Below are 23420 nucleotides of genomic sequence, written 5' to 3' on the forward strand. Positions count from 1 at the left end.
CGGGTACCCCTTTCGCGAGGACGACACCCGGGGGCGGGCGCCGGCTACCCGTCGACCACTACCCCGCGCCAGAACGCCACCCGGCCGCGCACCTGCTCGGCCTCGGGCTTCGGGTCCGCGTAGTACCAGGCGGCGTCCGGGTTGGTCCGCCCGTCCACCTCCAGGGTGTAGTAGCCGGCGGTGCCCTTCCAGCCGCAGACCGTGGTGGTCTCCGAGGGGCGCAGGTACTCCGCGCGCACCGCCTCGACCGGGAAGTAGTGGTTGCCCTCGACGACGACGGTGTCGTCGCTCTCGGCGATGACGACGCCCTGCCAACTCGCTGTGGTCATGAGCCGATTGTGCCCGACGGCGGGCCGGCGCGCCGGGGGAACCGGGCACGCGTGCCGCGGCCCGGCGCCGGCGGCGGGCCGTCAGGGCATCGGCTGGGCGTGCACGGGCACGTGCGGGCTCTGGTGGCCGCCGCTGGCGAGCATCCGGACCTCGCCCGCCCCGCTGATCTCGGCGCGGACGATGCCGCTCTCGTCCTCGTAGACCGGGTGCCCGCCGGGGCCCGTCGCCTCGGTCCGGGTGACCACCACCACGTCCTGGGGGGCCTGGGTGCCCGGGGCCCCGGGGAAGGTGAGGGCGTAGCGCTCGACGCGGTCCATGGCAGCCACTCCCGTCTACCCCGCGGCCTCGGCCGGCACGGCGGCCCGGGCCTGGGAGCCGCGGACCTCCAGTTCGGCGAGCAGCCGGGCGGTGGCCTCCGCGACCGCCTCCACGGCCCGCTCGAAGGCCTCCCTGTTGTGCGCCGCGGGGGCGCGGAACCCGGACACCTTGCGGACGTACTGGAGCGCCGCGGCGTGGAAGTCCCCCTCGTCGGCGTCCGGCGTGACGGGGGGTCGCAGCGTCTTGATGTTGCGGCACATGCTCCCAGTCTCGCGCGCGGGAGCCGCATCGGCGACTTCCTCTCGTCACACGCACCACACGGCGCCGACATCCGGGCCGATTAGGATGCCCGACGAACGAATTCCTCCCCGCTCCCCCCGGCGCTACGCCGCCCCCGTCCCGCCGCGCGCTTCCCCGGGCCGTCGGCATCACCCCGGAGTCACCCCCTTGCCCCTCGCGCTGCTCGCGCTGGCCGTCACCGCGTTCGCCATCGGAACCACCGAATTCGCCGCCATGGGCCTCCTCCCCCAGGTCGCCGACAGTCTCCACGTCTCCATCCCGCAGGCGGGCTGGCTGATCTCCGCGTACGCGCTCGGGGTGGTGGTCGGCGCGCCGCTGCTGACCGCGCTGGCCGCCGGGCGGCCGCGCAAGGCGGTGCTGGTGGCGCTGGCCGGACTGTTCGCCACCGGCAACCTGCTGTGCGCGGTGGCGCCGGACTTCTGGACGCTGGCCGCCGCGCGGCTGGTCACCGGGCTGCCGCACGGCGCCTTCTTCGGGGCCGGCGCGGTGGCGGCGGCCGAGCTGGTCGCCCCGGACCGGCGGGCCCGGGCGGTGGCGGTGATGTTCTCCGGGCTGACCGTCGCCAACATCGTCGGCGTCCCGGCCGCGACCCTGCTCGGCCAGCACCTGGGCTGGCGGGCGACCATGCTGGTGGTCGTCCTGATCGCGGCCGCCGGGACGGCGGCGATCGCCCGGCTGGTGCCCGCGCTCCCCTCCTCCGGCCAGGCCGGGCTCCGGCACGAGCTGCGGGCCTTCCGCAGCGGGCAGCTCTGGCTGGCGCTGGCCACCGTCGTCTTCGGCTGCGGCGGGTTCTTCGCCTGCTACAGCTACATCGCACCGCTGCTCACCGAGGTCTCCGGGTACGCCACCGGCTCGGTGACGCTGGTGCTGGCGCTGTTCGGGGTCGGCATGACGATCGGCAACGTGCTGGGCGGGTTCGCCGCCGACCGGGCGCTGCGCCCCACCGTCTGCGCCGCCTTCGTGCTGCTCTCGGCCACCCTGGCGCTGTTCGCGGTGACGGCGCACGCCCGCTGGTCGGCGGCCGTCACGGTGGTGCTGATCGGGCTGTTCGGCTTCGCGATCGTGCCGGCCGTGCAGACCCTGGTGCTCCAGAAGGCGCGCAGCGCGCCGACCCTGGCCTCCGCGACCGTCCAGGGCGCCTTCAACCTGGCCAACGCCCAGGGCGCGTACTTCGGCGGGCTGGCGCTGGCCGCCGGGCTGGGCTGGACCTCGCCGACGCTGGTCGGCGCGGGCCTGGCCGCCGCGGGGGCGGTGGTCGCGGTGCTCGCCTGGGCGGTCGACCGCCGCCGGCCGGCGCCCGTGGCGACGGAGCCGGCGGCGGCCCCGACGGCCGTGGTCCAGGGCGTGTCCTAGCCTTCCCGGACCTCCCGGTGGGCCTCGGCGAGCAGCTGGTAGCCGGTGCCGTTGGCCGTGATGCCGGCCCTCTCGTCCGCCGTCAGCTCGCGGCGGACCTTGGCCGGGACGCCGGCGACCAGCGAGCCGGGCGGGACGACCGCTCCCTGCGGCACCACCGCGCCGGCCGCGACCAGCGAGCCGGTGCCGATCCGGGCGCCGTTGAGCACGGTGGCGTTCATGCCCACCAGGACGTCGTCCTCGACCGTGCAGCCGTGCAGCACGGCGTTGTGGCCGACCGAGATCCGCTCGCCGAGCACCAGCGGGAAGCCGGGGTCGGCGTGCAGGGTGCAGTTGTCCTGGATGTTGCTGCCCGCGCCGACGCTGATCGACTCGGCGTCGCCGCGCAGCACCGCGCCGTACCAGACGCTGGCGCCGGCGGCGACGGTCACGTCCCCGACCACGACGGCGTTCGGCGCCACGAAGGCGCCCGGGTCGACGGCGGGCACCCGGCCCCCGACTGCGGCGATCAGCGGCTCTGCCATGTCTCGTCCTCCTGGTGACGGTCGGCCGTTGGGTCGCCGGTCAGCGTAGGGGGTCGGTCACGGCGTCCTGCGGCCGAGGTCCGGTTCGGCGGCTCCGGGGGCGGGGGCCGGGGCGGACGCGGAGACGGACGCCGGGGCGGACGCCGGGGCCGTCGCGGGCTGGGGGCCGCACAGGGCGGTGGTGGCCACCCGCTGCCAGGCGGCGTTGACGGCGGTCTGGTCCGAGGTGTCGTAGACGGTGGCGCTCGCCGCGAACTGGCGCTTGCCGTCCGCCGAGCCGAGCATCGTCGTGACGTAGCTGGGGAAGCCCCCGCCGTGGCCCCAGAAGGACCCGCAGGGGGTGTCCATCCGTTGCAGGCCGAGGCCGTACGTCCGGCCCTCGCCGTGGGCGGTGGTCTGCTGCATGGCGGCGAGTTCGGCCGGGCGCAGCAGGCGGCCGCCGAGCAGGGCCCTGAGGAAGGCGGTCAGGTCGGCGGCGGTGGACGTCCCGGCGCCGGAGGAGCCTGCCATCGACGGGTTGAGCAGGGTGACGTCGACCGGGCCGGTGTCCGACCTGTAGTAGCCGTGGGCGTGCGGGCCGGGGATGACGGGCGAGTCCTCGGGCATCCGGGTGTCGCGGAGGCCGAGCGGGCGGATGATCCTGCGGGTCACCTCCTCGCCCCAGCTGCGGCCGGTGAGCTTCTCGATGACCATGCCGACCAGCACGTAGTTGGTGTTGGAGTACTGCCAGTCCTCACCGGGCCGGAAGGCGGGCGGGTAGCGGCGGGAGATGTCGACCAGGTCCCGCAGGGCGTAGTGCCGGAAGCGGCCGCCGTCGAGCCACTGCGGCCGGCGGTAGTCGAAGGCCGGGTCCTGGGTGTAGTCGGCGACGCCGCTGGTGTGGTCGAGCAGCTGCCGGACGGTGATCTCGCCGCTGTGCGGGACGATGCCCGGCAGCAGGCACTCCAGCCGGTCGTCGAGGTCCAGCCGGCGCTCGCCGACGAGCTGGAGCAGCGTGGTGGCGACGAAGGTCTTGGTGGCGCTGCCGATCCGGAAGGCGCCGCGGGGGTCGGCGGGCGCGCCGCTCGCGAGGTCGGCGACGCCGGTGGCGTTGCGCCAGACCAGTCGGCCGTCCGTGCGGACGGCGGCGAGGGCGGAGGTCGAGTAGCCGGGGCCGGTCATCCCGGCGAGGGCGGCGTCGGCGGCCGTCCACTCGTCCCGGCGTCCGGCAGCGGGCCCGTCGGCGGTGACCGGGTCGTCGGCGGCGGCCGGGGCGTCGGCCGCCGGGCCCGCGACGCTCGCGCCCCAGGCGGTGCCGTCGGCGACGGCCAGGTGCACGGCGCCGTCGCAGCCGGGCCCCGGCGGCCCGGCGGCCGGGCCGGCGACGGCCGCCGGGGCGAGGGCGGTGAGCAGGCCGACGCCCACGGCGGCGGCCACGGCGGCCCGCAGCACCGGGCGGCGGCGGGCGGGGGCGATCGGGTCGGCGGTCATGCCGTCCTCCCTGGTCCGGGACCGGCGGAGCGGTCGGCTCCGTCCGGTTCTCACTCCGTTGACATGGTGTCAGGCGAGCGGGGGCGGATCGTCCGCCTCGGGAAGGGGCGCCGACCCCGAGAGTCCCCGGAGCCGGACCCCGAGAGGTGTCGGGGTCCGGCCCCCCGGGGAGGCCGGCGGGCGGGCGTCAGGCGAGCGGCGCCTTGGTGCGCAGCACCTCCAGGAAGGCCCGCAGCCAGGCCGGGTGGTCGGGCCAGGCGCGGGCCGAGACGACCACGCCGTCCACCACCGCCTCGCCGTCCACGAACTCGGCGCCGGCCGCCGTGACGTCCGGGGCGAGTGCCGGGTAGGCGGAGCTGCGGCGGCCGCCCAGCAGCCCGGCGGCGGCGGTGATCAGCGGGCCGTGGCAGATCTGGGCGACGGGCTTGTCCTCGGCGAAGAAGTGCCGGACGATCCGCTGCACGTCCGGGTCGTTGCGCAGGTACTCGGGGGCGCGCCCGCCGGGGACGACCAGGGCCACGTAGTCGGCCGGCTCCACGTCGGCGAAGGCCAGGTCGGCGGGCCAGGTGTAGCCGGGCTTCTCGGTGTAGGTGTCGAAGCCCTCGACGAAGTCGTGCACCACGAACTGGAGGCGCTTCCTGGCCGGGGCGGCGATGTCGACCTGGTAGCCCTCCTCGCGCAGCCGCTGGTACGGGTAGAAGACCTCCAGCGACTCGGCGGCGTCCCCGGTGACGAGCAGGATCTTCGATGTCATCGCCGACATCCCTCCAGTTGGTCGGGCCTCGGAACGGGAGGGGCGCCGGGCGGTGGCGGCCGGCCCGGGCCCGGTCCAACCTCCCGTACCGGCGACACGCTTGGCAACGGGGCGCACCGGGCGTACGACGGCGCATACGGAGGTGCGCGCGCCGGTTGCAAGAAGTGCGCGCCGGTCGGCCGCCCGGCTGCGGGAGCCGTCCGGAGGCGTCCTAGACTCCTGCTGCCCGCGCCCGTGCCTCTCCCGGAGGAGCCCATGCCCGACCGCACCACCTACCTCATCCTCCCCGGCTACCAGAATTCCGGTCCCGCGCACTGGCAGACCCGCTGGGAGGCGGCCGAGCCGGAGGCCTTCCGCCGGGTCGAGCAGGCGGACTGGGACCACCCGGAGCGGGCGGACTGGGTGGCCCGGGTCGACGCGGCGGTGGCCGCGGCCGCCGCCACCGGGCCGGTGGTGCTGGTCGCCCACAGCCTGGGCTGCGTCACGGCCGCCCACTGGGCGGCCACCGCCCCCGCCGGGCGGACCGCCGCCGTGCGGGGCGCACTGCTGGTCGCCCCGGCGGACGTCGACACCGCCGAGGTGCCGGAGCTGACCGGCTTCCGCCCGGTGGCGCTGGAGCGGCTGCCGTTCCCGGCCGTCGTGGTCGCCTCGACCGACGACCCGTGGGTCTCCGCCGGGCGGGCCCGCGCCTTCGCCGCCGCCTGGGGGGCCCGCTACGTCGAGCCGGGTGCCTACGGGCACCTCAACTCCGACTCGGGGCTGGGTGACTGGCCGGAGGGCCGCAAGCTGCTCGCCGAGCTGTGAGCGCGGCCACGGGGGGACACGGGGGCCGGCGAACGATGGACCGGTGGACGATGGACCGACGGACCTCCCGGAACAGGCGCGTCCTGGTCCGGCTGCTGGCGGGCGCCGGGCTGACCGCCGTCCTGCTGTACACCGAGGGGCAGTGGGAGAGCCGCTCGGGCGGGCGGATGCTCGTCGCCGACCTGCTCAACCGGCCGGAGCTGCTGCTCGGCGGGGCACTGGCGGCGCTGATCGCGGCCGCCTGGCTGGGCGACCTGCGCGCCGCCGTGCGCACGGCCACCCGGGCCGTCACGGTGACCGCCGGGGTGGTGTTCCTGCTCGGCGTGGTGGCCGCGCACAAGGTGTCGGCCGCCGAGACCCGGGTGCGGGAGGACGCCCCGGCCGGGGCGGACGGCGCGCTGGTGGTGGTGCACCGCTCGTACGCCACCGGGCCGGAGGCGGACGAGCACTGGCAGGTGCTGCTGGAGAGCGGCGAGGGCTGGTCGGCCCGGCGCTGGTCGCTGGCGGACATCGGCCGGGGCCCGGGCGACGCCCGCCTGGTGGAGGCCAGCTGGACCGGGCGGACGCAGATCACCGTCGTCACCGACTCCTACCGGCGGGTGTTCAACCTCGACCAGGACAGCGGCGAGCCGGTCGAGGCGCGCTAGGGCGTGTCTGACAATTCTCGCCGGGTGCGCGGCGTCGGGGCACGCACCTCGCCGCGTTGTCGTCGGTCGCCAATGCTCCGCAGTGGCTCCCTCCTCCGCCTTGCGATGCACGCACCCCGACGCCGCGCCCTGGTCCGACGCCAATTGTCAGACACGCCCTAGCTAGGAGGGGCCGCTCGGCCCGGCCCCGGGGCCGGGCCGGGCCGGGCCGGCGAGGACCCCGCCGCCGCCCGGCGCCGTCCGCCGACGCACCGGGCCGCGGGCTCACTGGTCCCCCGGCTCGGTGGCGCCGGGGTCGGTGGCGCCGGGCGGGACGGACGGCGCGCCGCGGCCGGTCGGACCGGTGTCGCGCGGCCTGCCGTTGCCGCCCGGCCCCCCGGTGGCGGGCGCACCGGTGCAGGTGGCCGAGCCCGGCGGGCCGCCAGGGGTGGCGCAGTTGGCGTCCCGCCGGGGCGGGTCCGGGATGCGGACGGTGACGAACGGCTTCTCCGGCATGCTCCGGACGGCGGTGCTCATCGCCTGCTGCCAGATCGGCCCGGGGCCGGTGGCGCCGAAGACCTCGGCCTGGTACTTCCCGCCGATCCGGATGTTGCGCATCGGCACCTTGGTGCCCGGGCTGCCCAGCCAGACCGAGCCCGCCAGGTTGCCCGTGTAGCCGGTGAACCAGGCCGACTTCTTCTCGTCCGTCGTCCCGGTCTTGCCGGCGATCTGGCGGCCGTCGTCCAGCCCGAGGTCCCGCGCGGTACCGCCCTTCTCCGTCACCCCGAGCAGCACGCTGTTGATCACGTCGGCGGTGTCCTCGGACATCGCCGGGGTGCACCGGGCCTGCGGCACCGGGACCTCGGCGCCGGCCACGGTGGTGATCCGGTTGATCGCCAGCGGCGCGCAGTAGGTGCCCCGGGCCGCGAAGGTCGCGTAGACGTTGGCCATGGTCAGCGGGCTGACCTCCTGGGTGCCGAGGCCGAGCGCGGGCAGCTCCTGGAGCGGCTCGCCGTTGGCCTTGCCCTCCATGCCCAGCTTGTTGGCCATCTGCTTGACGGCGCAGAGGCCGATCTCCTGCTCCATCTGCACGAAGTAGGTGTTCACGGAGAGCGCCATCGCCTGCTTGAGCTCGTACGGGCCGACCTCGCTCGGGCTCTCGTTGGGGATGGTCCCCTCCTTCCTGCCCTTGCTGAGGTTCTTCCAGGTGCCGTCGCAGGTCCGCATCGTCGGCCAGTCCATCCGGTTCGGCGAGTCGTACCGCTGGGTGGGCGGCAGGCCGGCCTCCAGGGCGGCGGCGGCCACGATCGGCTTGAAGTTGGAGCCGGGCTGGAAGCCGATGCCGCCGCCCATCGCCGCGTCCACGTTGTAGTTGACGACGGTCTCGTTCTTCTCCTTGGCCAGGCCGTACGGGCGGGTCTGCGCCATCGCGAGGATCTTGCCGCTGCCGGGCTCGACCATCGTCATCGCGGCCGAGACCGGGTCGGTGACGTACACCTTGGTGGAGACGGCGTGCTGGGCGGCGGCCTGCTTCCCCGGGTCCAGCGTGGTGTAGATGTTCAGGCCGCCGGTGTCCCACAGCTTCTTGCGCTCGCCCGCGCTCTTGCCGAACGCCGGGTCCTGCTTGACCACGTGCCGGACGTAGTCGCAGAAGAAGCCCATCCCGGCCTGGGCGGTGATGCAACCGTTCTGCGGGTCCCGGTAGTTCAGGCCGAGCGGGGCGGCCTTGGCCTCCCTGGCCTGGTCCGCGGTGATGTGCCTGTTCTCCACCATCTTGTCGATGACGGTGTCGCGGCGCTTCTGGGCGGCCACCGGGTGCAGCTTCGGGTCGTACTGGGAGGGGTTCTGCACCAGGCCCGCGAGCATCGCCGCCTCGGGCAGGTTCAGGTCCTTGGCGTCCTTGCCGAAGTAGCGCTGGGAGGCGGCCTGGATGCCGTACGCCTGGTGGCCGTAGAACGTGATGTTGAGGTAGTTGGTGAGGATCTGCTCCTTGGTCAGGTCCTCCTCCAGCTTGATGGCGTACCGCAGTTCCTGGATCTTGCGGCCCAGCGTCTTGCGCTGCGCCTCGCGCACCGCGTCGACGTCGTCGCCGGCCTTCTCCACGTTGACGTTCTTCACGTACTGCTGGGTCAGCGTGGAGGCGCCCTGCACGGTGGCGCCGCTCTCCGCGTTCTTCGTGATCGCGCGCAGGATGCCCTTGAGGTCGACGGCGCCGTGCTCGTAGAAGCGGGCGTCCTCGATGTCCACCTGCGCGGTGCGGATCAGCGGGGACATCTGGTCGGCGGATATGACGGTGCGGTCGCGCTCGTACACCTTGGCGATCAGGCCGCCGTCGGCATCGAAGATCTGCGTCGCCTGGCTCAGCGGCGGGGCCATGAAGTCGTCGGGGATGCTCTCGAAGCCCTCGGCGCCGCTCTTCGCCCCGAGCCCGACCGCACCGGCCGCCGGGAGGACCACCCCCGCCAGCAGCACCCCGCCGAGCACGCTGGAACCGAGGAAGGCGGCCGCGTGGCGCAGGATGCCGAGCGGGGTCTCACGGCGCCTGGGGCGTGGCACCCAGGTGTCGCCCGGGTCCGAGGCGGCGGGGGTGCGGCTCTTCGGTGACATAGATCGAACACTACGGCCGTGAACAGGCGGTGGGGAGCGGGTGTTGGCGAAGGATTGTCACAAAATCGCGACGGATTCGACTCATTCCCGAGGGTCGAACAGCCGTACACGCAGGGACAAGGGCCGTTCGCCCACGGCCCGTTGCCCCCGCGCAGTGTTCACCTCCCGGCCACCCGGCCCGTTCGCACCCGTCCGGTCGCGCCGCGCCTGCCGGTCACTCCGCCGGGCAGAGGACGTCCCGGGCCGGGCGGCGGCCGGTGGTCAGGAAGTCCGTCACCACCCGGTCGCCGCAGGCGTTCCCGTTGGCCCGGTACACGTCGTGGCCGCCCGAATCCACCGTCACCATCCGGGCGCGCTCGCCGAACGCCGCCCGCAGCGCGAGCGCGCCGGAGTACGGGGTCGCGGGGTCGCGCAGGTTCTGGGCGAGCAGCACGTTCGCCGGGCCGCGCCCGGTGACCCGCACCGGCGGCTCGGCGGGCGCGAACGGCCAGAAGGCGCACGGCATCACGTTCACCGGCAGGCCCGCGGTCAGCGGACGGGCGGCGCGGTCCGCGGCGACGGCCCCGGCGTAGCCGGCCGGGTCGGTGGGCCAGCGGACGTCGTTGCACAGGGTGCCGACCGACACCGCGAGGGTGTTCTGCGCGTTCCGCAGGTCCTGCTCGGTCGGCTTCGGCGGCGCGGGCAGCGCGCCGCGGCCGAGGCCGGCCAGCACCAGCCGGGCGACGCCCGCGAACCCGGCCTCCTTCGCGTACAGGCCCTCCAGCAGGGCCTCGCGCAGCACGTTGCCGTTCAGCTCCGCCGGGTCGGCCCCCTCCCAGGGCAGCGGGGCCCGGTCGAGGCGGGCCGCGACGTCGAGGAAGAGCGGGCGCACCTCCTCGGCGGTGTCCGCGAGCCGGAGCGGGTTGCCCGGCGCCGAGGCCCACGCGGCGAAGTCGGGGAAGCGGTCCTCCACGCCCCGGCCGAGGTTGTCCAGCCAGCCGCGCTCGACCCGGGTCGGGTCCGGGTCGTCGTTGCTGTCCAGCACGACCCGGTCGGTGCGCTCGGGGAACATCGTGGCGTAGACCGAGCCCGCGTAGGTGCCGTACGAGACGCCCCAGAGCGAGACGCGGCGCTCGCCGAGGGCGCGGCGGACGCTGTCGATGTCGCGGGCCTCGGTGGCGGTGGAGATGCTGCGCAGCACCGGGCCGCCGTTGCGGACGCAGGCCTCGGCGACGCGGCGGGCGGTGGCCAGGTTCCCGTCGATCGAGCCGTCGGCGGCCGGCCAGGGGCGCACCTTGGACATCACCAGGTCGCCGGTGTCGAGCCCGCAGCTGACCGGGGTGGAGCGGCCGACGCCGCGCGGGTCGAAGCCGACCACGTCGTAGCGGTCGCGGACGGACTGCGGCAGGCGCCCCGCCATGCCGTGGACGAGGTCGAGGCTGGAGCCGCCCGGTCCGCCGGGGACGGCCAGCAGGACGCCCCGGCGCAGGCCCGGCTCGGCGGCGGCGCTCCGGGAGACGGCGAGGGTGATCCGGGCGCCGTCCGGGTCGGCGTAGTCCAGCGGGACGGTGACCTCGGCGCAGCGCTGGGAGCTGTCGGCCGGGGCGCCGGGGCAGGCGGCCCAGGCCAGGCCGTCCCTCCCGGGCGGCGGGGCCCCGGCCGCGCCGGCGGGCAGCGCGCCCAGCGCGGTGACGGCGAGGGCGGCGGCCGCGGCGAGGGCGGCGGTGCGGGTGCGGGTGGCTTTCGTCATGCCCGGGAGTCTGCTGCCGCAGGGGACTTGGGCCCATCCGGGCAACGGGCCGACCGGGGGTGGGGAAAGCCCCCGGGAGGCGGGGTGGAGACCGCTTCCGTCGCGGTCTCCGGTTCCGCGGAGGGTGGGGCGGGGCGGTTCAGAGGCCGAGCAGGGCCGGATCGGCGGCCAGGGCCCGCAGCGGCTCGCGCGGGTCGGCGACGAGCCTGCGCTCCGTCAGGTCGAGGATCCCGCCGACCCCGGTGATCTCGGCGGCCAGCACACCGTCCTCGCGGACCAGCCGCTGCACCACCTGGAAGGTCTTGCCGTCCCGCCAGGCGAACGAGCAGCTGACCGTCACCGCGTCACCGGCGCGCAGCTCCCGCAGGTACTTGACCGTCGTCTCCAGCACCACCGGGCCGACGCCCTTGGCGACCAGGTCCGCCTGGCGGATCCCGGCCGCCCGGAGGTACTCCCAGCGGGCGTGCTCGGCGTACTGGAGGTAGACCGACTGGTTGAGGTGGCCCTGGGAGTCGGTCTCGTACCCGCGGACGGTGAGGTGCGTGGTGAAGTCCTGATCACTCATGCCCCGCACGGTACTCCGGGCCACCGGGGCACCACCTCGTGTCCTGCGTCACCCGGGGCCGCGCCGCCGGCCGCTCACCCCGGCAGGGCGGCCGGCACCGGGGTGAGGGCATCCGGGCGCCGGTCGACGGGCAGCGGCTCGACGTGGTGGACGCCGCAGCCGAGCGCGGTCGCGCCGCCGTCGCAGGTGCGGTCGTCGCCGGCCGTCAGGACGTCGGCCGGGGCCAGGCCGGGCCGCGCGCAGGCGGCTCGAAGACCACCCGGTCGGGCTTCTGCGCGCCGAGCTCCCAGGAGAGCGCGTAGACGTCGACCAGCTCCGCCAGGCCGTGGGCACGGAACACCGGCGGCAGGCCCAGCCGATGCTGCTCACCACCGCGACCGGCACGCCCCGGCGGCGCAGCTCGCCCAGCACGGCGGGGGTGTCCGGGTACGGCCGCGAGTTCGCGGGTGCCCGGTGGGGCTCGTCGAGGGCGTCCATGTCGAGGGCGGCGGGCGGCCCGGCGGCCCGGGTGAGCGCGGTGCAGGCGGCGCGGTGCAGCGCGGGGGTGCGGTCCCCGGTGTCCCGGGCCGGCCGGACCTCCGGGGGGACGCGGCGCGGCGGCACGCCGCCCGGCAGGGCGCCGAACTCCTCCGGCCGGGCGACCGGTTCGGCCTCCTCCCCGGCGGGCAGGGCGGGGCCGGTGGCGGCGGCGTGCGCCGCCGGCCACTCGGCGGTGGAGACGACCCCGAACAGGGTGCCGGAGAAGTCGACCATCGCGCCTCCGGCCATGGGACCGAGCCCGGGGCCTGCGCCGTCAGGGCAGGGTGAGGATGCGCGGGCCGTCCTCGGTGACGGCGACGGTGTGCTCGACGTGGGCGGCCCGGGTGCCGTCGACGGTGCGCAGGGTCCAGCCGTCCGGGTCGGTGCGGTAGTCGTCGCGGCCGCCGGCCAGCAGCATCGGTTCGATCGCCAGCACCAGGCCCGGGCGCAGCGGGTAACCGCGGCCCGGGCGGCCCTCGTTGGGCACGTGCGGGTCCTCGTGCATCCGGCGGCCGATGCCGTGGCCACCGTAGCCGTCCAGCAGGCCGTACCGGCCGGAGCGGGCGACGGCGCCGATGGCGTGGGCGATGTCCCCGGTCCGGTTGCCCACCACGGCGGCGGCGATGCCCGCTTCGAGGGCGCGCCGGGTGGTCTCGATCAGGGCGGTGTCCTCGGGGCGGGCGGTGCCCACGGTGAAGCTGACCGCCGAGTCCCCGGCCCAGCCGTCCAGCAGGGCGCCGCAGTCGATGCTCACCAGGTCGCCGTCGCGCAGCCGGTAGCCGCCCGGGATGCCGTGCACCACGGCGTCGTTCACCGAGGCGCAGATGACGGCGGGGAACGGGACGGGCGCGAAGGAGGGGCGGTAGCCGAGGAACGGCGAGGTGGCCCCGGCCGCCTTGAGCACGCCCCGCGCCACCTCGTCCAGCTCCAGCAGGCTCACGCCGACCGCCGCCTGCTCCCGGACGGCCGCGAGGGCGTCCGCCACCACCCGTCCGGCCTCGCGCATCGCGGCCAGTGCGGCGTCCGACTTGAGTTCGACCATGGTGCATCTCTCCCCTGGATCCAATTCTTATACCGGTATTTGTATCACGGTCGCAGGGTACGGGCCGACGGCCGGCGGGAGGGCCTACACTCGTCGGCATGGTGAGGACTCCGCTGACCCCGTGGGAGCGCGAGCGCGGCGAGCGCTTCGGGGCGCTGCTGCGCGGGGCGCGCGGCGAGCGCAGCATGGTCGAGGTGGCGGCCGTGGCCGGCGTCTCGGCCGAGACGCTGCGGAAGATCGAGACCGGCCGCGCGCCGACGCCGTCCTTCTTCACCATCGCGGCGCTGGCCTTCGCGCTGGGCCTGTCCCTGGACGAGCTGGCGGCCGCGTGCGCGCCCCCGGAGGGCGACGAGGCGCTCTCCGCGTAGCCGCCACGACACGGCACGGCGGCCCGCCCCGCGCGCGGTGCGCGGAGCGGGCCGCCGTGGGACGACCCGGCGTCAGCGGGTTCAGCCGACCGAGCTGTTGTAGCTCTCGATCGCGGGCTGGAGCTCCTTCGCCGCGTCGGCCAGGGCCTGCTGGGCCGGCTTGGTGCCCGCGATGGTCTGCTCGATCGCGGTCTCCACGCCCTTGCGGGCCTGCGGCATCACGCCGAGCAGGCAGCCGGCCGTGGCCGGGGTCGGCTTGGTGGCCTTCAGCTGGTCGATCGCGGTCTGGAACTGCGGGTACTTGGCCACCCACTCCTTGTCCTTGGGGTCGTCCAGGGACTTGGTGTTGACCGGGAAGTAGCCGGTGCCGGTGTGCCAGACGGCCTGCTGCTCGGGGGCGGTGACGAACTTCTCGAACTCCCAGGCGGCGCGCTTCTCGGCGTCCGAGTGCCCGGGGCCGCTGATCCACAGCGAGGCGCCGCCGATCACCGGGCCGCCCTGGTCGGCGGCGGTGACCTTCGGGAAGGCCGCGGTGCCGACGCCGAACTTGGCGGCCTCGGTGTAGCCGCGCAGCACGCCGGTGGACTCCAGGTGCATCGCGACCGTGCCGGCCTTGAACGCGGCCTGGGCGTCGTCGGTGGTGCGGCCGGTGTTGGCCGCGTAGCCGCCCTTGACCAGGTCGGCCCACCACTGGACGATCTGGGCGCCCTGGGCGGAGTCGAAGACGACCTTGCCGGCCTTGTTGCCCCGGCCGTTGTCGTTGTCGCAGTACATGCTGCCGGACTCGGCGAGCAGCTGCTCGACGAACCAGCCGTAGATCGCGGCACCGAAGCCGTACCGGACGGTCTTGCCGTCGGCGTCCTTCCTGGTCAGCTTCTTGGCCAGCTCGCCCAGCTCGCCGAGGTCCCTGGGCGCCTGGGCCGGGTCGAGCCCGGCCTCCTTGAAGGCGTCGGTGTTCAGGTAGAGCAGCGGCATCGAGGAGTTGAACGGCATCGACTGGAGCTTGCCGCCGACGGAGTAGTAGTTGCGGATGTTGGGGTCCAGGTCGTCCAGCGCGTAGCCGTCCTTGTCGGCGAAGGCCTGGGCCGGGACGGTCTGCCTGGAGTCGATCATGAACCGGGTGCCGATGTCGTAGACCTGCGCCAGGGCGGGGGTGCCCTTCTGCTGCACCGCGGCCTTGTACTTGGTGACCAGCTCGTCGTACTTGCCCTGGAACTGCGCCTTGACCGCGATCCTGCCCTGGTGGGCGGCGTTGAACCGGCCGACCAGCCCGTCCAGCACCTCGGCGTTCTTGCCGGTCATCGAGTGCCAGAACTCGACGGTGGTGACGCCGGTGGCCTGGTCGAGCGCCTGGGCGCCGGGCGCGCCGGCGTCCGAGGAGCCGCCGGAGCCGGAGCCGGAACCGCTGGAGCTGCAGGCGGTCAGGGACAGGCCGGCCACCAGCAGGGCCGCGAGCGCGCGCGCACTCTTCTTCACGAGGGTTCTCTCTCTATCCGGGAAAGCGGGGAACGTGGACGGGGCACGGGTCAGCGGACCGCGCCTGCGGTGAGGCCGCGGACGATGAAGCGCTGGCCGAACACCACCAGGGCGAGGGTGGGCAGCAGGGAGAGCACGACGCCGGCCAGGATGAGCCCGGGGTCGGCCATCTCGGAGTCGCGCAGCGAGGTCAGACCGATCTGGAGGGTCTGCATCTGCGCCGTGCGGGTGATGATCAGCGGCCAGAAGTACTGGTTCCAGGCCGACAGGAAGACGTAGATCGACAGCGCCGCGAGGGCCGGCTTGTTCAGCGGGACGACGATCCGCCACAGGAAGCGCCAGTGGCCGGCCCCGTCGATCCGGGCGGCGTCGCGCAGCTCGCCGGGCAGCTGGCGGAAGGCCTGGCGCAGCATGAAGGTGCCGAAGCCGGAGGCCAGGAAGGGCAGCACCAGCCCGAAGTAGGTGTTGCCGAGCCCCCAGCCGGACAGCGTCAGGTAGTTGGGGATGATGATGGCCTCCCACGGAACCATCAGCGTGGCCAGGAACACCCCGAACACCACGGCCCGGGCCTTCATCGGCAGGAAGACGAAGGCGTACGCGGCGAGGACCGAGGTGAACAGCTGGGCGAGGGTGATGGCCGTCGCCACGATCGCCGAGTTGGCGTACTGGCGGGCCAGGGGGATGGCGTCCACGGCGCCGGAGAAGTTCCGCCCGGTGACCGAGTGCGGCACCAGGGCCGGCGGGTAGGAGGAGAGTTCGGACGGGCCCATGAAGGCGCCGGCGACGGCGTAGTAGACCGGGAAGGCCACGGTGACGACGGCCGCGGCCAGCAGCAGGTAGACGGCGGCGCGGCCGAGCAGGTCGCGCGCGGAGCGCCCGGCGAGGGCGCGGGTGCGCGGGCGGGGCGCCTTCGAGACCTCGGGCGCCTCGGCTCCGGTGGCGAGGGTGGTCATGCGTAGTGCACCTTCCGCTCCAGGACGCCGAACTGGACGGCCGTGCAGGCGAGGACGACCACGAGCAGCACCACGGCCTGGGCACTGGCGGTGCCGAAGTCGCTGGAGCCGTAGGCGAAGGCCTTCTCGTAGACGGAGTAGACGAGGGTCCGGGTGGAGCCGTCCGGCCCGCCCTTGGTGAGGATGTGGATCTGGCCGAAGCTCTGGAGCGCGTGGACGGTGGAGACGACGGTCAGGAAGAACAGGTTCGGGCCGAGCATCGGGACGGTGATCGAGCGGGCCAGCCGCAGGCCGGAGGCGCCGTCGATGCGGGCCGCCTCGACGACCTCGCCCGGGATCGAGCCGATGCCCGCGGAGAGCACCAGCACGTTGTAGCCGAGGTTCATCCACACCGTGGTGACGGCCACCGAGAGCAGTGCGTACCGGGAGTCGGTCAGCCAGCCGACCGGGCCGAGGCCGACGTGCGAGAGCAGTCCGTTGAGCACCCCGCTGGCGGGGTTGAAGAACACCGCGAACACCACCGAGGCGCTGGCCACCGAGAACGCGAACGGCAGCGCGAAGGCCGAGCGCAGCAGTCGCACGCCCCGGATCCGGTTCTCCAGGAGCAGCACCAGCACCAACGCGCCGAGCACTCCGGGGACCACGGTGAGCAGGGTGAACAGCGCCGTGGTGGCCAGGGTGCGGCCGAAGTCGGCCGAGGCGAACAGGTCGGTGTAGTGCTTCGCCCCCACGTAGCGGGAGGGCGCGCCGAAGAGGTCGTTGGCGTGCCCGCTCAGGTAGACGGTCCGTCCCAGCGGGTAGCCGATGAAGAGGACGAAGACCACCAGGGAGGGCAGCAGGAAGGCCCAGGCGAGCCCGTGTTCGCCCCAGCGCCCTCCTCGGCGTGCTCGTGGGGGGCGGCCCGGGAGGGGCCCGGTGTGCGGTGCGGTCGGCATGTGTCGCGCGTCCGCCTTTCGTGATGTCGGTTCCGGCCGAAACCGTGTCCTGCCCGAACGACGGCGTGGGAACCCCGTGGTGATCAACGGGTGTCGCCGGGATTACGCGTTCGCGTCAGATCCGGCCGGTCGTGCCCGGACGGGCGGAGGACGGCCTGCGGACGGGGCGCGGGCGGCCTGCGGACGGGCGGTCGCGCGGCCCGCCGCGCTGTCAGGGGGGTGGCGTACGGTGCGCGGGTGGACGAAACGGAATTCGACATCCCGGCCGCAATGGCCGAAAGCGTGCGCTCCCGCGCGGGGGCCTGGGCGCTCGTCAGGGGCCTCGCCGCCTACTGGGGCGAGCCGCTGGGGCCGGACGACGGCTTCACGGACGCGGAGCTGGACGCGGCCGAGCGACGCCTCGGCCTGCGGCTGCCGGTGGCCCTGCGCGAGGCGTACCGGCTGTTCGGCCGCCGGGCGGACCTCACCAGCAGCCACGACGTGCTGCTGACGCCGGACGAGCTGTACGTGCTGGACGGCGCGCTGGTGTACCGGGCGGAGAACCAGGGCTGCGCGCACTGGGGCGTACGGCTGGAGGACCTCGGCCTGGCGGACCCGCCGACGGTGGGCCGGCCGGACCTCGCGGACAAGTCCCAGGAGCGGTGGGAGCCCTGGGAGGAGCGCTTCTCGGTGGCGGCCGCGGCGATGGCGATGATGGAGAAGCTGCTGGAGGACCACGAGCTGACCGACGCCCTCGAACCGGACGGGGAACTGCCGGACAGCCTGGAGGAGTTGCCCGCCCTCGGCCGCGACGTCCGCTGGTACCGCGGCCCGGAGGTGCTGCTCGGGGTGGTCGAGGACGCCTGGACGGTGGCCCGGGCACGCACCCCGCAGGCGCTGGACGCGCTCTACGAGGCGGTGCCCGGGGACTGGCAGGACGGGTAGCCCGGCCGGCCTCCCGCGAACGGGAGGCCGGGCGGAGGGCCGGTCAGGCGGAGGAGCCGCCGTCCAGCACCAGGTCGCTGCCGACGGTGTAGCCCGCCTCGTCCGAGGCCAGGTACAGCACCGCGGCGGCCACCTCCTGCGTCGTGCCGGCCCGGCCGACCGGGACCTCGGCCCTCATCCGCCCGGCCTTGGCCTCGGCGTCCTCGCCCGGCCGGCTGGACATCGGGGTGTCCACCGCGCCGGGGCTCACGGCGTTGATCCGCACGCCCTCGCCGATGTGGTCGAGGGCGGCGGCCCTGGTCAGCACGGTGACCGCGGCCTTGCTGGCGGCGTAGGCCCCCACGCCCGCGAGCCGCCGGTGGGCGCCGAGGTTGGACGAGACGTTGACGATCGCGCCGCCGCCGTGGGCCCGCAGGTGGGCGATCTGCGCCTGCATGGCGAGCAGGGTGCCGGTGACGTTGACGCCGATCACCCGCTGCCACTCGGCCTCGTCGATGTCGGCGACCGGGCCGGCCGCGCCGAACACCCCGGCGTTGTTGACGGCCACGTCCAGGCCGCCGAACCGCTCGACGGTCTCCCGGACCACCCGGGCGGCGTCCCGGGCGTCCGTCATGTCGCCGGTGAGGGCGACGGCCTTGCCGCCGGCCCGCTCGATCAGGTCGACGGTCTGCGCGAGCGGACCGGCGGTGCGGCCGACGACCGCGACCCGGGCGCCCTCCCGGGCGAAGGCGAGCGCGATGGCCCGGCCGATGCCGCTGCCGCTGCCGGTGACCAGGACGGACTTGTCGGCGAAACGCGTGGTCATGGGGTGAACTCCTCGGTGTGGATGGTGGGTTCGGGTGTGCTGAAAGCGGTGGTCCGGGACAGCGCGGCGACCGCGACGGCGGTGAGGGCCAGCCCCGCGGCAGCGGCGGCGAAGGCCGCGGCGTAGCCGCCGACGACGGTCGGGCGGGTGGCGGCGAGCGCCATCAGGGCGGCCGGCCCGGCGGTGGGGCCGAGCTCCATGGCCGTGTTGAACAGCCCCGCGGCCAGCCCCGTGCGCTCGGGCGGCACCCCGGCGGTGGCGAGCACGGCCGCCCCGGCGAAGGCCGCGGCGGCGCCGGCCGGCAGCAGGAGCAGGCCGGGCAGCAGGCCGGCGGCGTACCCGCTGCCGGGGGCGAGGCCGGCCAGCAGGCCGAGTCCGGCGGCGGCCGCGGCGAGGCCGCCCACGGTGACCGCCGCCGGCCCGTACCGGGCGGTCAGCGGCCCGGCCAGCCGGCCGGAGAGCACCAGGACGGCCGCGTACGGCAGGAAGGAGGCGGAGGTGGCCGCGGCGCTCCAGCCGCGCAGTTGCTGGAGGTAGAGCGAGAGCACGACGAAGGTGAGCGCGGTGCCGGCGGCGGTGGCCATGACGGCGGCGAGCGCCGTGGCGCGGCGCCGGTCGGCGAGGAAGCCGGGCGGCAGCAGCGGCTCGGCGGTGCGGCGCTCGACGGCGGCGAAGGCGAGCAGCAGGGCGAGTCCGGCGGCCAGCGGCCCGGACGTCCCGAGGGCCTGCCAGCCGTGCTCGATGGCCGCCACGAGGGCGTAACTCACCGCGCAGACACCGCCGGTGGCCAGCAGCGCGCCGGGCAGGTCCAGGGCGGGGCGGGCACCGGCGGGGGCGGCGGGGGGCAGCGCGGCGGAGCGGGCCAGCGCCGTCAGCGCGACCAGGACGGGCACCGCGAACAGCCAGCGCCAGGAGACGGCGGCGGCGACCGCGCCCGAGACCACGCTGCCGGCGGTCGCGCCGAGCACCGAGAGCCCGCCCCAGGCGGCCATGGCCCGGCGGTACTCGGCCGGCCCGGGGAACAGCACCCGGACCACGGCGACCGCCGCCGGGGCGGTCAGGGCGGCGCCCGCGCCCTGCACGAAGCGGCTCACCAGCAGGACGGGGTAGTCGGGCGCGAGGGCGCAGGCGATCGAGGCGGCGGCGAGCAGCACCAGACCGGCGCGGAGCACCGGGCGCCCGCCGTGCCGGTCCGTCAGCCTGCCGCCGAGCAGCAGCAGGGAGCTGAAGGAGAGCCCGTAGGCGGCGCTGAGCAGCAGCACCCCGGACGGGCCGAGCCCGAACTCCCGCGCCACCAGCGGCAGCGGGACGGTCAGGATCATGATCGTGAAGATCAGCACCGCCTGGACGACACCGAGCAGCGCGAAGCCGTACCGGCCGGTAGTGATGGCGGCCATGTAAAACCCTCCCCCCTATGTAGACCGTTCGGTCCAGAATAAGCGCAGCACGAAGCCGACCGGAGCCGGTCGGGCCTCAGGCCAGCAAGGCCAGCGCCTGCTCGGCGGCGTCCCGCGCCCGGGGTGCGCCGTCGGCGGTCTTGCCCACCACCCGGATGCCCTGGAGCAGCACCACCAGCATCCGGGCGAGCGCCCGGGGCTCGCGGCCCGCGGGCAGCTCGCCCTGCGCGGCGGCCCGCGCCAGGGCGGCGGCGAGCAGCGTCTCCAGGCGGTCGAAGCTCGCTTCCACCCGCCGGGACGCGGCCGGGTCGTGCGGGGCGAGCTCCACCGCCGTGTTGGTGACGAAGCAGCCGAACCGGCGCTCCCGCTCGCCGGCCGTCGCGTAGTGCAGGACCAGCCGACGGACGGCCGACAGCGCCGGACCGGGCTGGGACAGCTCGTCCAGCCGCGCCGCGTCGCTCTGCTCGCAGTAGCGCTCCAGCGCCCGCAGGTACAGCTCGCGCTTGCTGCCGAAGGTCGCGTAGAGGCTGGCCCGGGCGATGCCGAGCCGCTCGACCAGGTCGGCCATCGAGGTGGCCTCGTAGCCGCGCTGCCAGAACAGCTCCAGGGCCGCCTGCAGCGCAGCGTCCGGGTCGAATTCCTTCGTTCGCGCCATGCCGGGAACAGTAGCCCTTTCTGGATCGACCGGTCAAGAAAGGCCAACTATTGGTCCAGACCTCGTAACTGACGGAGCATTGCCAACTGGACTAGACCATGGCTACCCTTACCGCTCCCCCATCCACCTCCTTCCCCCACAGGAGGCGCTTCGCATGCCCGCACACCGACCCACCCGCCCGCGGCCGGCCGTCGATGCCGTCAGACCCGTGGTGCTGACGGCGTTCCGGATCGTCGTCGGCCTGCTCTTCGCCTGCCACGGCGCCGCCTCGCTGTTCGGCGTGCTCGGCGGCGCCAAGGGCGGCGGCACCGTGCCGTTCGGCCAGTGGCCCGGCTGGTGGGCCGCGCTGATCCAGCTGGCCGGCGGCGCCCTGGTGCTGCTCGGCGCCGGCACCAGGGCGGCCGCGCTGCTCTGCTCCGGCTCGATGGCCTACGCCTACTTCACCGTCCACCAGGAACGGGCGCTGCTGCCGCTGCAGAACGGGGGCGAGGCCTCGGTGATGTTCTGCTGGGCCTTCCTGGCCATCGCGGTGCTCGGCTCCGGCCCGTACGCGGTGGACCGCCTGCTCGGCCGCCGCCCGGCGGCCGAGGCGGCCGAACCGGCGGCCCGCCCGACGTCAGCGGTCTGACGGGTCGTCGGCGGCCAGGCGGCGCTCGACCGAGGCGACCTTGGCGGTGAGGCCGTCGGTGACCCCGGCACGGTCGTCGATCTTGATGACCGTGCTGACCCGGCCGCTGTGGCCCTTCACCGCCTCGATCGCCGCCCTGATCACCGGCATCACCTCGTCCCACTCCCCCTCGATGCTGGTGAACATCGCGTCCGTGCGGTTCGGGAGGCCACTGTCCCGGACCACCCGGACGGCGGCGGCCACCGCCTCCCCCACGTCCTCGCCGATCCCCAGCGGGGTCACCGAAAAGGCTGCGATCACGGCTCTGCGCTCCTTGCGTCGAACGGCACTGGTCGCGGCCCGGGGCTCGGCACCCGGGCCGCGACCAGGCTAGCCGTCAGGCCACGCCCGGCAGCGGCGGTTCGACCGCCAGCGGCGCGGTGGAGCGCGCCCGGTGCTGGTCGGCCCAGGAGACCAGCGCCACCGTGCAGGCGTGGTCCAGGTGGCGCAGCCCCGTCCAGTCCAGCTCCACCGGCCGGTCCCCGGGGAGCCGCTCCAGGGTGTCCAGCAGCCGGGGCAGCCGCAGGAAGGTGGCGTTGCCGCTCAGCCGCACCCGGTGCAGCGGCGGCCCGTCGGGCCGCACCAGCTCCTCCACCGCGATCTGCAGCTGCGAGGTCTGCCAGGCCGACTTGGCCACCGCCAGGCCGACACCGACCAGCACCCCCTCGAACAGGTCGGTGGCGATGACCGCGACCGCCGTCACGGCCAGCACCAGCGCCTCGCCCAGGTGTCCGCGGCAGAGTGCCACGATCCGGCGCACCGGCACCAGCTTGGCCCCGGCGTGCACCAGCACGGCGGCCAGCGCGGTGAGCGGGACGAGCCCGAGGGCGCCGGGCAGCAGCGCGGTGAACAGCAGCAGCCAGCCCCCGTGCAGCACCCGCGAGGCCCTGGTGCGCGCGCCGGCCTGGACGTTGGTCGCGCTGCGCACGATCACCGCGGTCATCGGCAGCGCGCCGAGCAGCCCGCAGACGGTGTTGCCGACGCCCTGGGCGGTGAGCTCGCGGTCGTAGTCGGTGCGCGGGCCGTGGTGCATCCGGTCGACGGCCGCGGCGCTGAACAGCGTCTCGGCGGAGGCGATCAGGGCGAAGGCGACGACCGTGCCGATCCCGGCGGGGCCGGCCAGCGCGGCCAGGGCGTCGCGGTCGGGCAGGTGCACCACGTCGAGCAGCGCGGCCACCCGGACCCGGGCCACCGGCAGGTCGGCGGCCGCGGTGACGGCCGCCGCCAGGCCGACGGCGGCCAGCGGGGCGGGGACGGCGCGGGCGGCCCGCTCGGGCAGGTACGTCCAGCCGACCAGGACCAGCAGGGTGCCGAGGCCCAGGGCCACCGCGCTCGGGGCGGCCGCGGCGGTCAGCACGTCGCCGAGCAGCGCGGGCAGTCCGGCGATCTTCTCGGGCCCGGTGGCGGGGGCGCGGCGGTCGGCGAGCGCGTAGAGCTGGCCGAACACCAGGGTCAGCCCGATGCCGGCCAGCATGCCGTGCACCACCGAGGCGGACATCGCCCGGAACCAGCGGCCGAGCCGCAGGGCGCCCATCGCCAGCTGGAGCAGGCCGGCGCCGAGCACCAGGGGGCCGAGCGCGCCGACGCCGAAGCGCTGGACGGCGTCGGCGACCAGGACGGTCAGGCCGGCGGCGGGGCCGCTGACCTGGAGGCTGCTGCCGGGCAGCAGGCCGGCCACCAGCCCGCCGACGATGCCGGTGACCAGGCCGAGTTCGGCCGGGACGCCGGACGCGACGGCCACACCGACGCACAGCGGGAGGGCGACCAGGAACACCACCAGCGAGGCCGGCAGGTCGTGGCGCCAGGGGACGGCGCGCAGGACGGCCACCGGGGTGCGGGACCGGCCCGGCGGGCCGAGCCTGCGCAGGCGGCCCGGCGGGCTGTCGCTCCGGTGGGGCGGCGGGTTCGGCGGCGGGTTCACCAGGTCACCACCGGGAACCGGGCAGGGGTGGAACAGCGCATGGGGACGTTCCTTCCGCGCGTCCGCCGCAGCGGGCGCGCCGTGGCGGGGGCGGGCGCAGGAGGAGGGGGGAAGGGACCGCGACGGGGCGGCGGCAGCGGTACGGCCGCGGGTCCGGGCGGACCAGAGCGCGGCGGCGGGTGTCGGGTCGGTGCGGCCGGGGGGCGTCCCTCGCTCGGGTACGGCGGACCGGGCGCGCCGGTCCTGGCCGGGGGCCGCCGGCGGAGTTCCCCGCTCCCCCGGCGCTCCCCGAACCCCCCTTGCCGCGGCCTCAGTCGGACGTCACGGGCCCGGCGTGCCACCGACGGTACCCAGCCGGGCGCGGCGGGCCCACCGCGG

Annotated in this window: 25 protein-coding genes; 6 read left to right on the forward strand and 19 right to left on the reverse strand. The window is 75.3% G+C overall.

From position 1 onward, the window contains the following. Positions 1-44 precede the first annotated feature (44 nt). From ACH5AR_RS16945 to ACH5AR_RS16955, 3 genes are all read right to left on the reverse strand, one after another. Positions 45-329: a DUF427 domain-containing protein gene (locus ACH5AR_RS16945; protein WP_396302186.1), complete on the reverse strand. Its 285-nt coding sequence runs from the start codon at positions 327-329 to the stop codon at positions 45-47. Between the two features lie 81 nt (positions 330-410). Continuing rightward, positions 411-647 carry a DUF6296 family protein gene (locus ACH5AR_RS16950; RefSeq protein WP_396302187.1) on the reverse strand — a complete coding sequence of 79 codons (237 nt, stop codon included), beginning with the start codon at positions 645-647 and terminating at the stop codon, positions 411-413. Positions 648-662: 15 nt separating this feature from the next. Further along, positions 663-908, reverse strand: a complete 246-nt coding sequence (locus ACH5AR_RS16955; RefSeq protein ID WP_396302188.1) for a DUF2277 domain-containing protein — start codon at positions 906-908, stop codon at positions 663-665. 187 nt (positions 909-1095) lie between these two features. Here ACH5AR_RS16955 and ACH5AR_RS16960 point away from each other — a divergent pair, with 187 nt between their 5' ends. Next, positions 1096-2301 carry an MFS transporter gene (locus tag ACH5AR_RS16960; RefSeq protein ID WP_396302189.1) on the forward strand — a complete coding sequence of 402 codons (1206 nt, stop codon included), beginning with the start codon at positions 1096-1098 and terminating at the stop codon, positions 2299-2301. Here ACH5AR_RS16960 and ACH5AR_RS16965 read toward each other — a convergent pair. The 3 genes from ACH5AR_RS16965 to ACH5AR_RS16975 form a co-directional block, all read right to left on the reverse strand. Continuing rightward, the gene (locus ACH5AR_RS16965) at positions 2298-2825 is read right to left on the reverse strand and encodes a gamma carbonic anhydrase family protein (RefSeq protein ID WP_396302190.1); all 528 of its coding nucleotides are present in this window, start codon (positions 2823-2825) and stop codon (positions 2298-2300) included. The genes ACH5AR_RS16960 and ACH5AR_RS16965 overlap by 4 nt on opposite strands. 57 nt (positions 2826-2882) lie before the next feature. Further along, positions 2883-4295 (reverse strand): serine hydrolase domain-containing protein, encoded by a 1413-nt coding sequence (locus ACH5AR_RS16970; RefSeq protein ID WP_396302191.1) that lies wholly within the window; start codon positions 4293-4295, stop codon positions 2883-2885. Between the two features lie 187 nt (positions 4296-4482). Next, a complete protein-coding gene (locus ACH5AR_RS16975) occupies positions 4483-5049 on the reverse strand; it encodes a DJ-1/PfpI family protein (protein ID WP_396302192.1) in 567 nt (188 codons plus the stop codon). A gap of 255 nt (positions 5050-5304) precedes the next feature. On the opposite strand from ACH5AR_RS16975, the gene ACH5AR_RS16980 reads away from it, so the two are divergent. Continuing rightward, on the forward strand, positions 5305-5853 hold the full coding sequence (locus tag ACH5AR_RS16980) for an RBBP9/YdeN family alpha/beta hydrolase (RefSeq protein WP_396302193.1): 549 nt from the start codon (positions 5305-5307) through the stop codon (positions 5851-5853). A gap of 50 nt (positions 5854-5903) precedes the next feature. Next, positions 5904-6500, forward strand: coding sequence for a hypothetical protein (locus ACH5AR_RS16985; RefSeq protein WP_396302194.1), 597 nt, complete (start codon positions 5904-5906; stop codon positions 6498-6500). Between the two features lie 264 nt (positions 6501-6764). Here ACH5AR_RS16985 and ACH5AR_RS16990 read toward each other — a convergent pair whose 3' ends face one another. From ACH5AR_RS16990 to map, 5 genes are all read right to left on the reverse strand, one after another. Then, positions 6765-9086 (reverse strand): transglycosylase domain-containing protein, encoded by a 2322-nt coding sequence (locus tag ACH5AR_RS16990; protein ID WP_396302195.1) that lies wholly within the window; start codon positions 9084-9086, stop codon positions 6765-6767. A gap of 214 nt (positions 9087-9300) precedes the next feature. After that, entirely contained in the window at positions 9301-10815 is a 1515-nt protein-coding gene (locus tag ACH5AR_RS16995; protein WP_396302196.1) for an alpha/beta hydrolase, read from the reverse strand. A gap of 139 nt (positions 10816-10954) precedes the next feature. Further along, positions 10955-11380 carry an acyl-CoA thioesterase gene (locus tag ACH5AR_RS17000; protein WP_396302197.1) on the reverse strand — a complete coding sequence of 142 codons (426 nt, stop codon included), beginning with the start codon at positions 11378-11380 and terminating at the stop codon, positions 10955-10957. 205 nt (positions 11381-11585) lie between these two features. After that, complete coding sequence (locus tag ACH5AR_RS17005; protein WP_396302198.1) at positions 11586-11720, reverse strand: hypothetical protein; 135 nt, start codon at positions 11718-11720, stop codon at positions 11586-11588. Positions 11721-12173: 453 nt separating this feature from the next. After that, entirely contained in the window at positions 12174-12941 is a 768-nt protein-coding gene (gene map, locus ACH5AR_RS17010; RefSeq protein ID WP_396302199.1) for a type I methionyl aminopeptidase, read from the reverse strand. Between the two features lie 98 nt (positions 12942-13039). Between map and ACH5AR_RS17015 the strand changes: the two genes are divergently transcribed. Then, positions 13040-13309, forward strand: a complete 270-nt coding sequence (locus ACH5AR_RS17015; protein WP_396302200.1) for a helix-turn-helix domain-containing protein — start codon at positions 13040-13042, stop codon at positions 13307-13309. 81 nt (positions 13310-13390) lie between these two features. On the opposite strand, the gene ACH5AR_RS17020 is transcribed toward ACH5AR_RS17015, so the two are convergent. From ACH5AR_RS17020 to ACH5AR_RS17030, 3 genes are read right to left on the reverse strand one after another with little or no spacing between them, the layout of a single operon-like run. Further along, entirely contained in the window at positions 13391-14785 is a 1395-nt protein-coding gene (locus tag ACH5AR_RS17020; protein WP_396302201.1) for an ABC transporter substrate-binding protein, read from the reverse strand. Between the two features lie 50 nt (positions 14786-14835). Beyond that, positions 14836-15738, reverse strand: coding sequence for a carbohydrate ABC transporter permease (locus ACH5AR_RS17025; protein ID WP_396302202.1), 903 nt, complete (start codon positions 15736-15738; stop codon positions 14836-14838). Continuing rightward, on the reverse strand, positions 15735-16673 hold the full coding sequence (locus tag ACH5AR_RS17030; RefSeq protein WP_396302203.1) for a carbohydrate ABC transporter permease: 939 nt from the start codon (positions 16671-16673) through the stop codon (positions 15735-15737). The genes ACH5AR_RS17025 and ACH5AR_RS17030 overlap by 4 nt, the downstream gene beginning before the upstream one ends. Before the next feature lie 237 nt (positions 16674-16910). Between ACH5AR_RS17030 and ACH5AR_RS17035 the strand changes: the two genes are divergently transcribed. Continuing rightward, positions 16911-17597 (forward strand): SMI1/KNR4 family protein, encoded by a 687-nt coding sequence (locus tag ACH5AR_RS17035; RefSeq protein ID WP_396302204.1) that lies wholly within the window; start codon positions 16911-16913, stop codon positions 17595-17597. Positions 17598-17640: 43 nt separating this feature from the next. On the opposite strand, the gene ACH5AR_RS17040 is transcribed toward ACH5AR_RS17035, so the two are convergent. The 3 genes from ACH5AR_RS17040 to ACH5AR_RS17050 form a co-directional block, all read right to left on the reverse strand. After that, the gene (locus tag ACH5AR_RS17040) at positions 17641-18402 is read right to left on the reverse strand and encodes an SDR family NAD(P)-dependent oxidoreductase (protein WP_396302205.1); all 762 of its coding nucleotides are present in this window, start codon (positions 18400-18402) and stop codon (positions 17641-17643) included. Beyond that, positions 18399-19799 carry an MFS transporter gene (locus ACH5AR_RS17045; protein WP_396302206.1) on the reverse strand — a complete coding sequence of 467 codons (1401 nt, stop codon included), beginning with the start codon at positions 19797-19799 and terminating at the stop codon, positions 18399-18401. The genes ACH5AR_RS17040 and ACH5AR_RS17045 overlap by 4 nt, the downstream gene beginning before the upstream one ends. A gap of 76 nt (positions 19800-19875) precedes the next feature. Beyond that, positions 19876-20454 (reverse strand): TetR/AcrR family transcriptional regulator, encoded by a 579-nt coding sequence (locus ACH5AR_RS17050; RefSeq protein ID WP_396302207.1) that lies wholly within the window; start codon positions 20452-20454, stop codon positions 19876-19878. Positions 20455-20608: 154 nt separating this feature from the next. On the opposite strand from ACH5AR_RS17050, the gene ACH5AR_RS17055 reads away from it, so the two are divergent. Further along, the gene (locus ACH5AR_RS17055) at positions 20609-21082 is read left to right on the forward strand and encodes a DoxX family protein (RefSeq protein ID WP_396302208.1); all 474 of its coding nucleotides are present in this window, start codon (positions 20609-20611) and stop codon (positions 21080-21082) included. Here ACH5AR_RS17055 and ACH5AR_RS17060 read toward each other — a convergent pair. Both ACH5AR_RS17060 and ACH5AR_RS17065 read right to left on the reverse strand, forming a co-directional pair. Further along, a complete protein-coding gene (locus ACH5AR_RS17060) occupies positions 21071-21382 on the reverse strand; it encodes an MTH1187 family thiamine-binding protein (protein ID WP_396302209.1) in 312 nt (103 codons plus the stop codon). The two genes, ACH5AR_RS17055 and ACH5AR_RS17060, sit on opposite strands and share 12 nt — an antisense overlap. Before the next feature lie 76 nt (positions 21383-21458). Next, entirely contained in the window at positions 21459-22949 is a 1491-nt protein-coding gene (locus ACH5AR_RS17065; RefSeq protein ID WP_396302271.1) for a SulP family inorganic anion transporter, read from the reverse strand. Between the last annotated feature and the right edge of the window lie 471 nt (positions 22950-23420).

This window comes from Kitasatospora sp. NPDC018619 (assembly GCF_044391605.1).
In the GTDB taxonomy this organism is placed as follows: domain Bacteria; phylum Actinomycetota; class Actinomycetes; order Streptomycetales; family Streptomycetaceae; genus Kitasatospora.

What these genes read in the sequence shown, in the direction of transcription:
- ACH5AR_RS17030 (WP_396302203.1), bottom strand. Translation starts at nt 16,673, where the DNA reads ATGCCGACCGCACCGCACACCGGGCCCCTCCCGGGCCGCCCCCCACGA.
- ACH5AR_RS16980 (WP_396302193.1), top strand. Translation starts at nt 5,305, where the DNA reads ATGCCCGACCGCACCACCTACCTCATCCTCCCCGGCTACCAGAATTCC.
- ACH5AR_RS17055 (WP_396302208.1), top strand. Translation starts at nt 20,609, where the DNA reads ATGCCCGCACACCGACCCACCCGCCCGCGGCCGGCCGTCGATGCCGTC.
- ACH5AR_RS16995 (WP_396302196.1), bottom strand. Translation starts at nt 10,815, where the DNA reads ATGACGAAAGCCACCCGCACCCGCACCGCCGCCCTCGCCGCGGCCGCC.
- ACH5AR_RS16965 (WP_396302190.1), bottom strand. Translation starts at nt 2,825, where the DNA reads ATGGCAGAGCCGCTGATCGCCGCAGTCGGGGGCCGGGTGCCCGCCGTC.
- ACH5AR_RS16990 (WP_396302195.1), bottom strand. Translation starts at nt 9,086, where the DNA reads ATGTCACCGAAGAGCCGCACCCCCGCCGCCTCGGACCCGGGCGACACC.
- ACH5AR_RS17050 (WP_396302207.1), bottom strand. Translation starts at nt 20,454, where the DNA reads ATGGCGCGAACGAAGGAATTCGACCCGGACGCTGCGCTGCAGGCGGCC.
- ACH5AR_RS17045 (WP_396302206.1), bottom strand. Translation starts at nt 19,799, where the DNA reads ATGGCCGCCATCACTACCGGCCGGTACGGCTTCGCGCTGCTCGGTGTC.
- ACH5AR_RS16945 (WP_396302186.1), bottom strand. Translation starts at nt 329, where the DNA reads ATGACCACAGCGAGTTGGCAGGGCGTCGTCATCGCCGAGAGCGACGAC.
- ACH5AR_RS17015 (WP_396302200.1), top strand. Translation starts at nt 13,040, where the DNA reads ATGGTGAGGACTCCGCTGACCCCGTGGGAGCGCGAGCGCGGCGAGCGC.
- ACH5AR_RS16970 (WP_396302191.1), bottom strand. Translation starts at nt 4,295, where the DNA reads ATGACCGCCGACCCGATCGCCCCCGCCCGCCGCCGCCCGGTGCTGCGG.
- ACH5AR_RS16985 (WP_396302194.1), top strand. Translation starts at nt 5,904, where the DNA reads ATGGACCGACGGACCTCCCGGAACAGGCGCGTCCTGGTCCGGCTGCTG.
- map (WP_396302199.1), bottom strand. Translation starts at nt 12,941, where the DNA reads ATGGTCGAACTCAAGTCGGACGCCGCACTGGCCGCGATGCGCGAGGCC.
- ACH5AR_RS17040 (WP_396302205.1), bottom strand. Translation starts at nt 18,402, where the DNA reads ATGACCACGCGTTTCGCCGACAAGTCCGTCCTGGTCACCGGCAGCGGC.
- ACH5AR_RS16955 (WP_396302188.1), bottom strand. Translation starts at nt 908, where the DNA reads ATGTGCCGCAACATCAAGACGCTGCGACCCCCCGTCACGCCGGACGCC.
- ACH5AR_RS17000 (WP_396302197.1), bottom strand. Translation starts at nt 11,380, where the DNA reads ATGAGTGATCAGGACTTCACCACGCACCTCACCGTCCGCGGGTACGAG.
- ACH5AR_RS16975 (WP_396302192.1), bottom strand. Translation starts at nt 5,049, where the DNA reads ATGACATCGAAGATCCTGCTCGTCACCGGGGACGCCGCCGAGTCGCTG.
- ACH5AR_RS17025 (WP_396302202.1), bottom strand. Translation starts at nt 15,738, where the DNA reads ATGACCACCCTCGCCACCGGAGCCGAGGCGCCCGAGGTCTCGAAGGCG.
- ACH5AR_RS16950 (WP_396302187.1), bottom strand. Translation starts at nt 647, where the DNA reads ATGGACCGCGTCGAGCGCTACGCCCTCACCTTCCCCGGGGCCCCGGGC.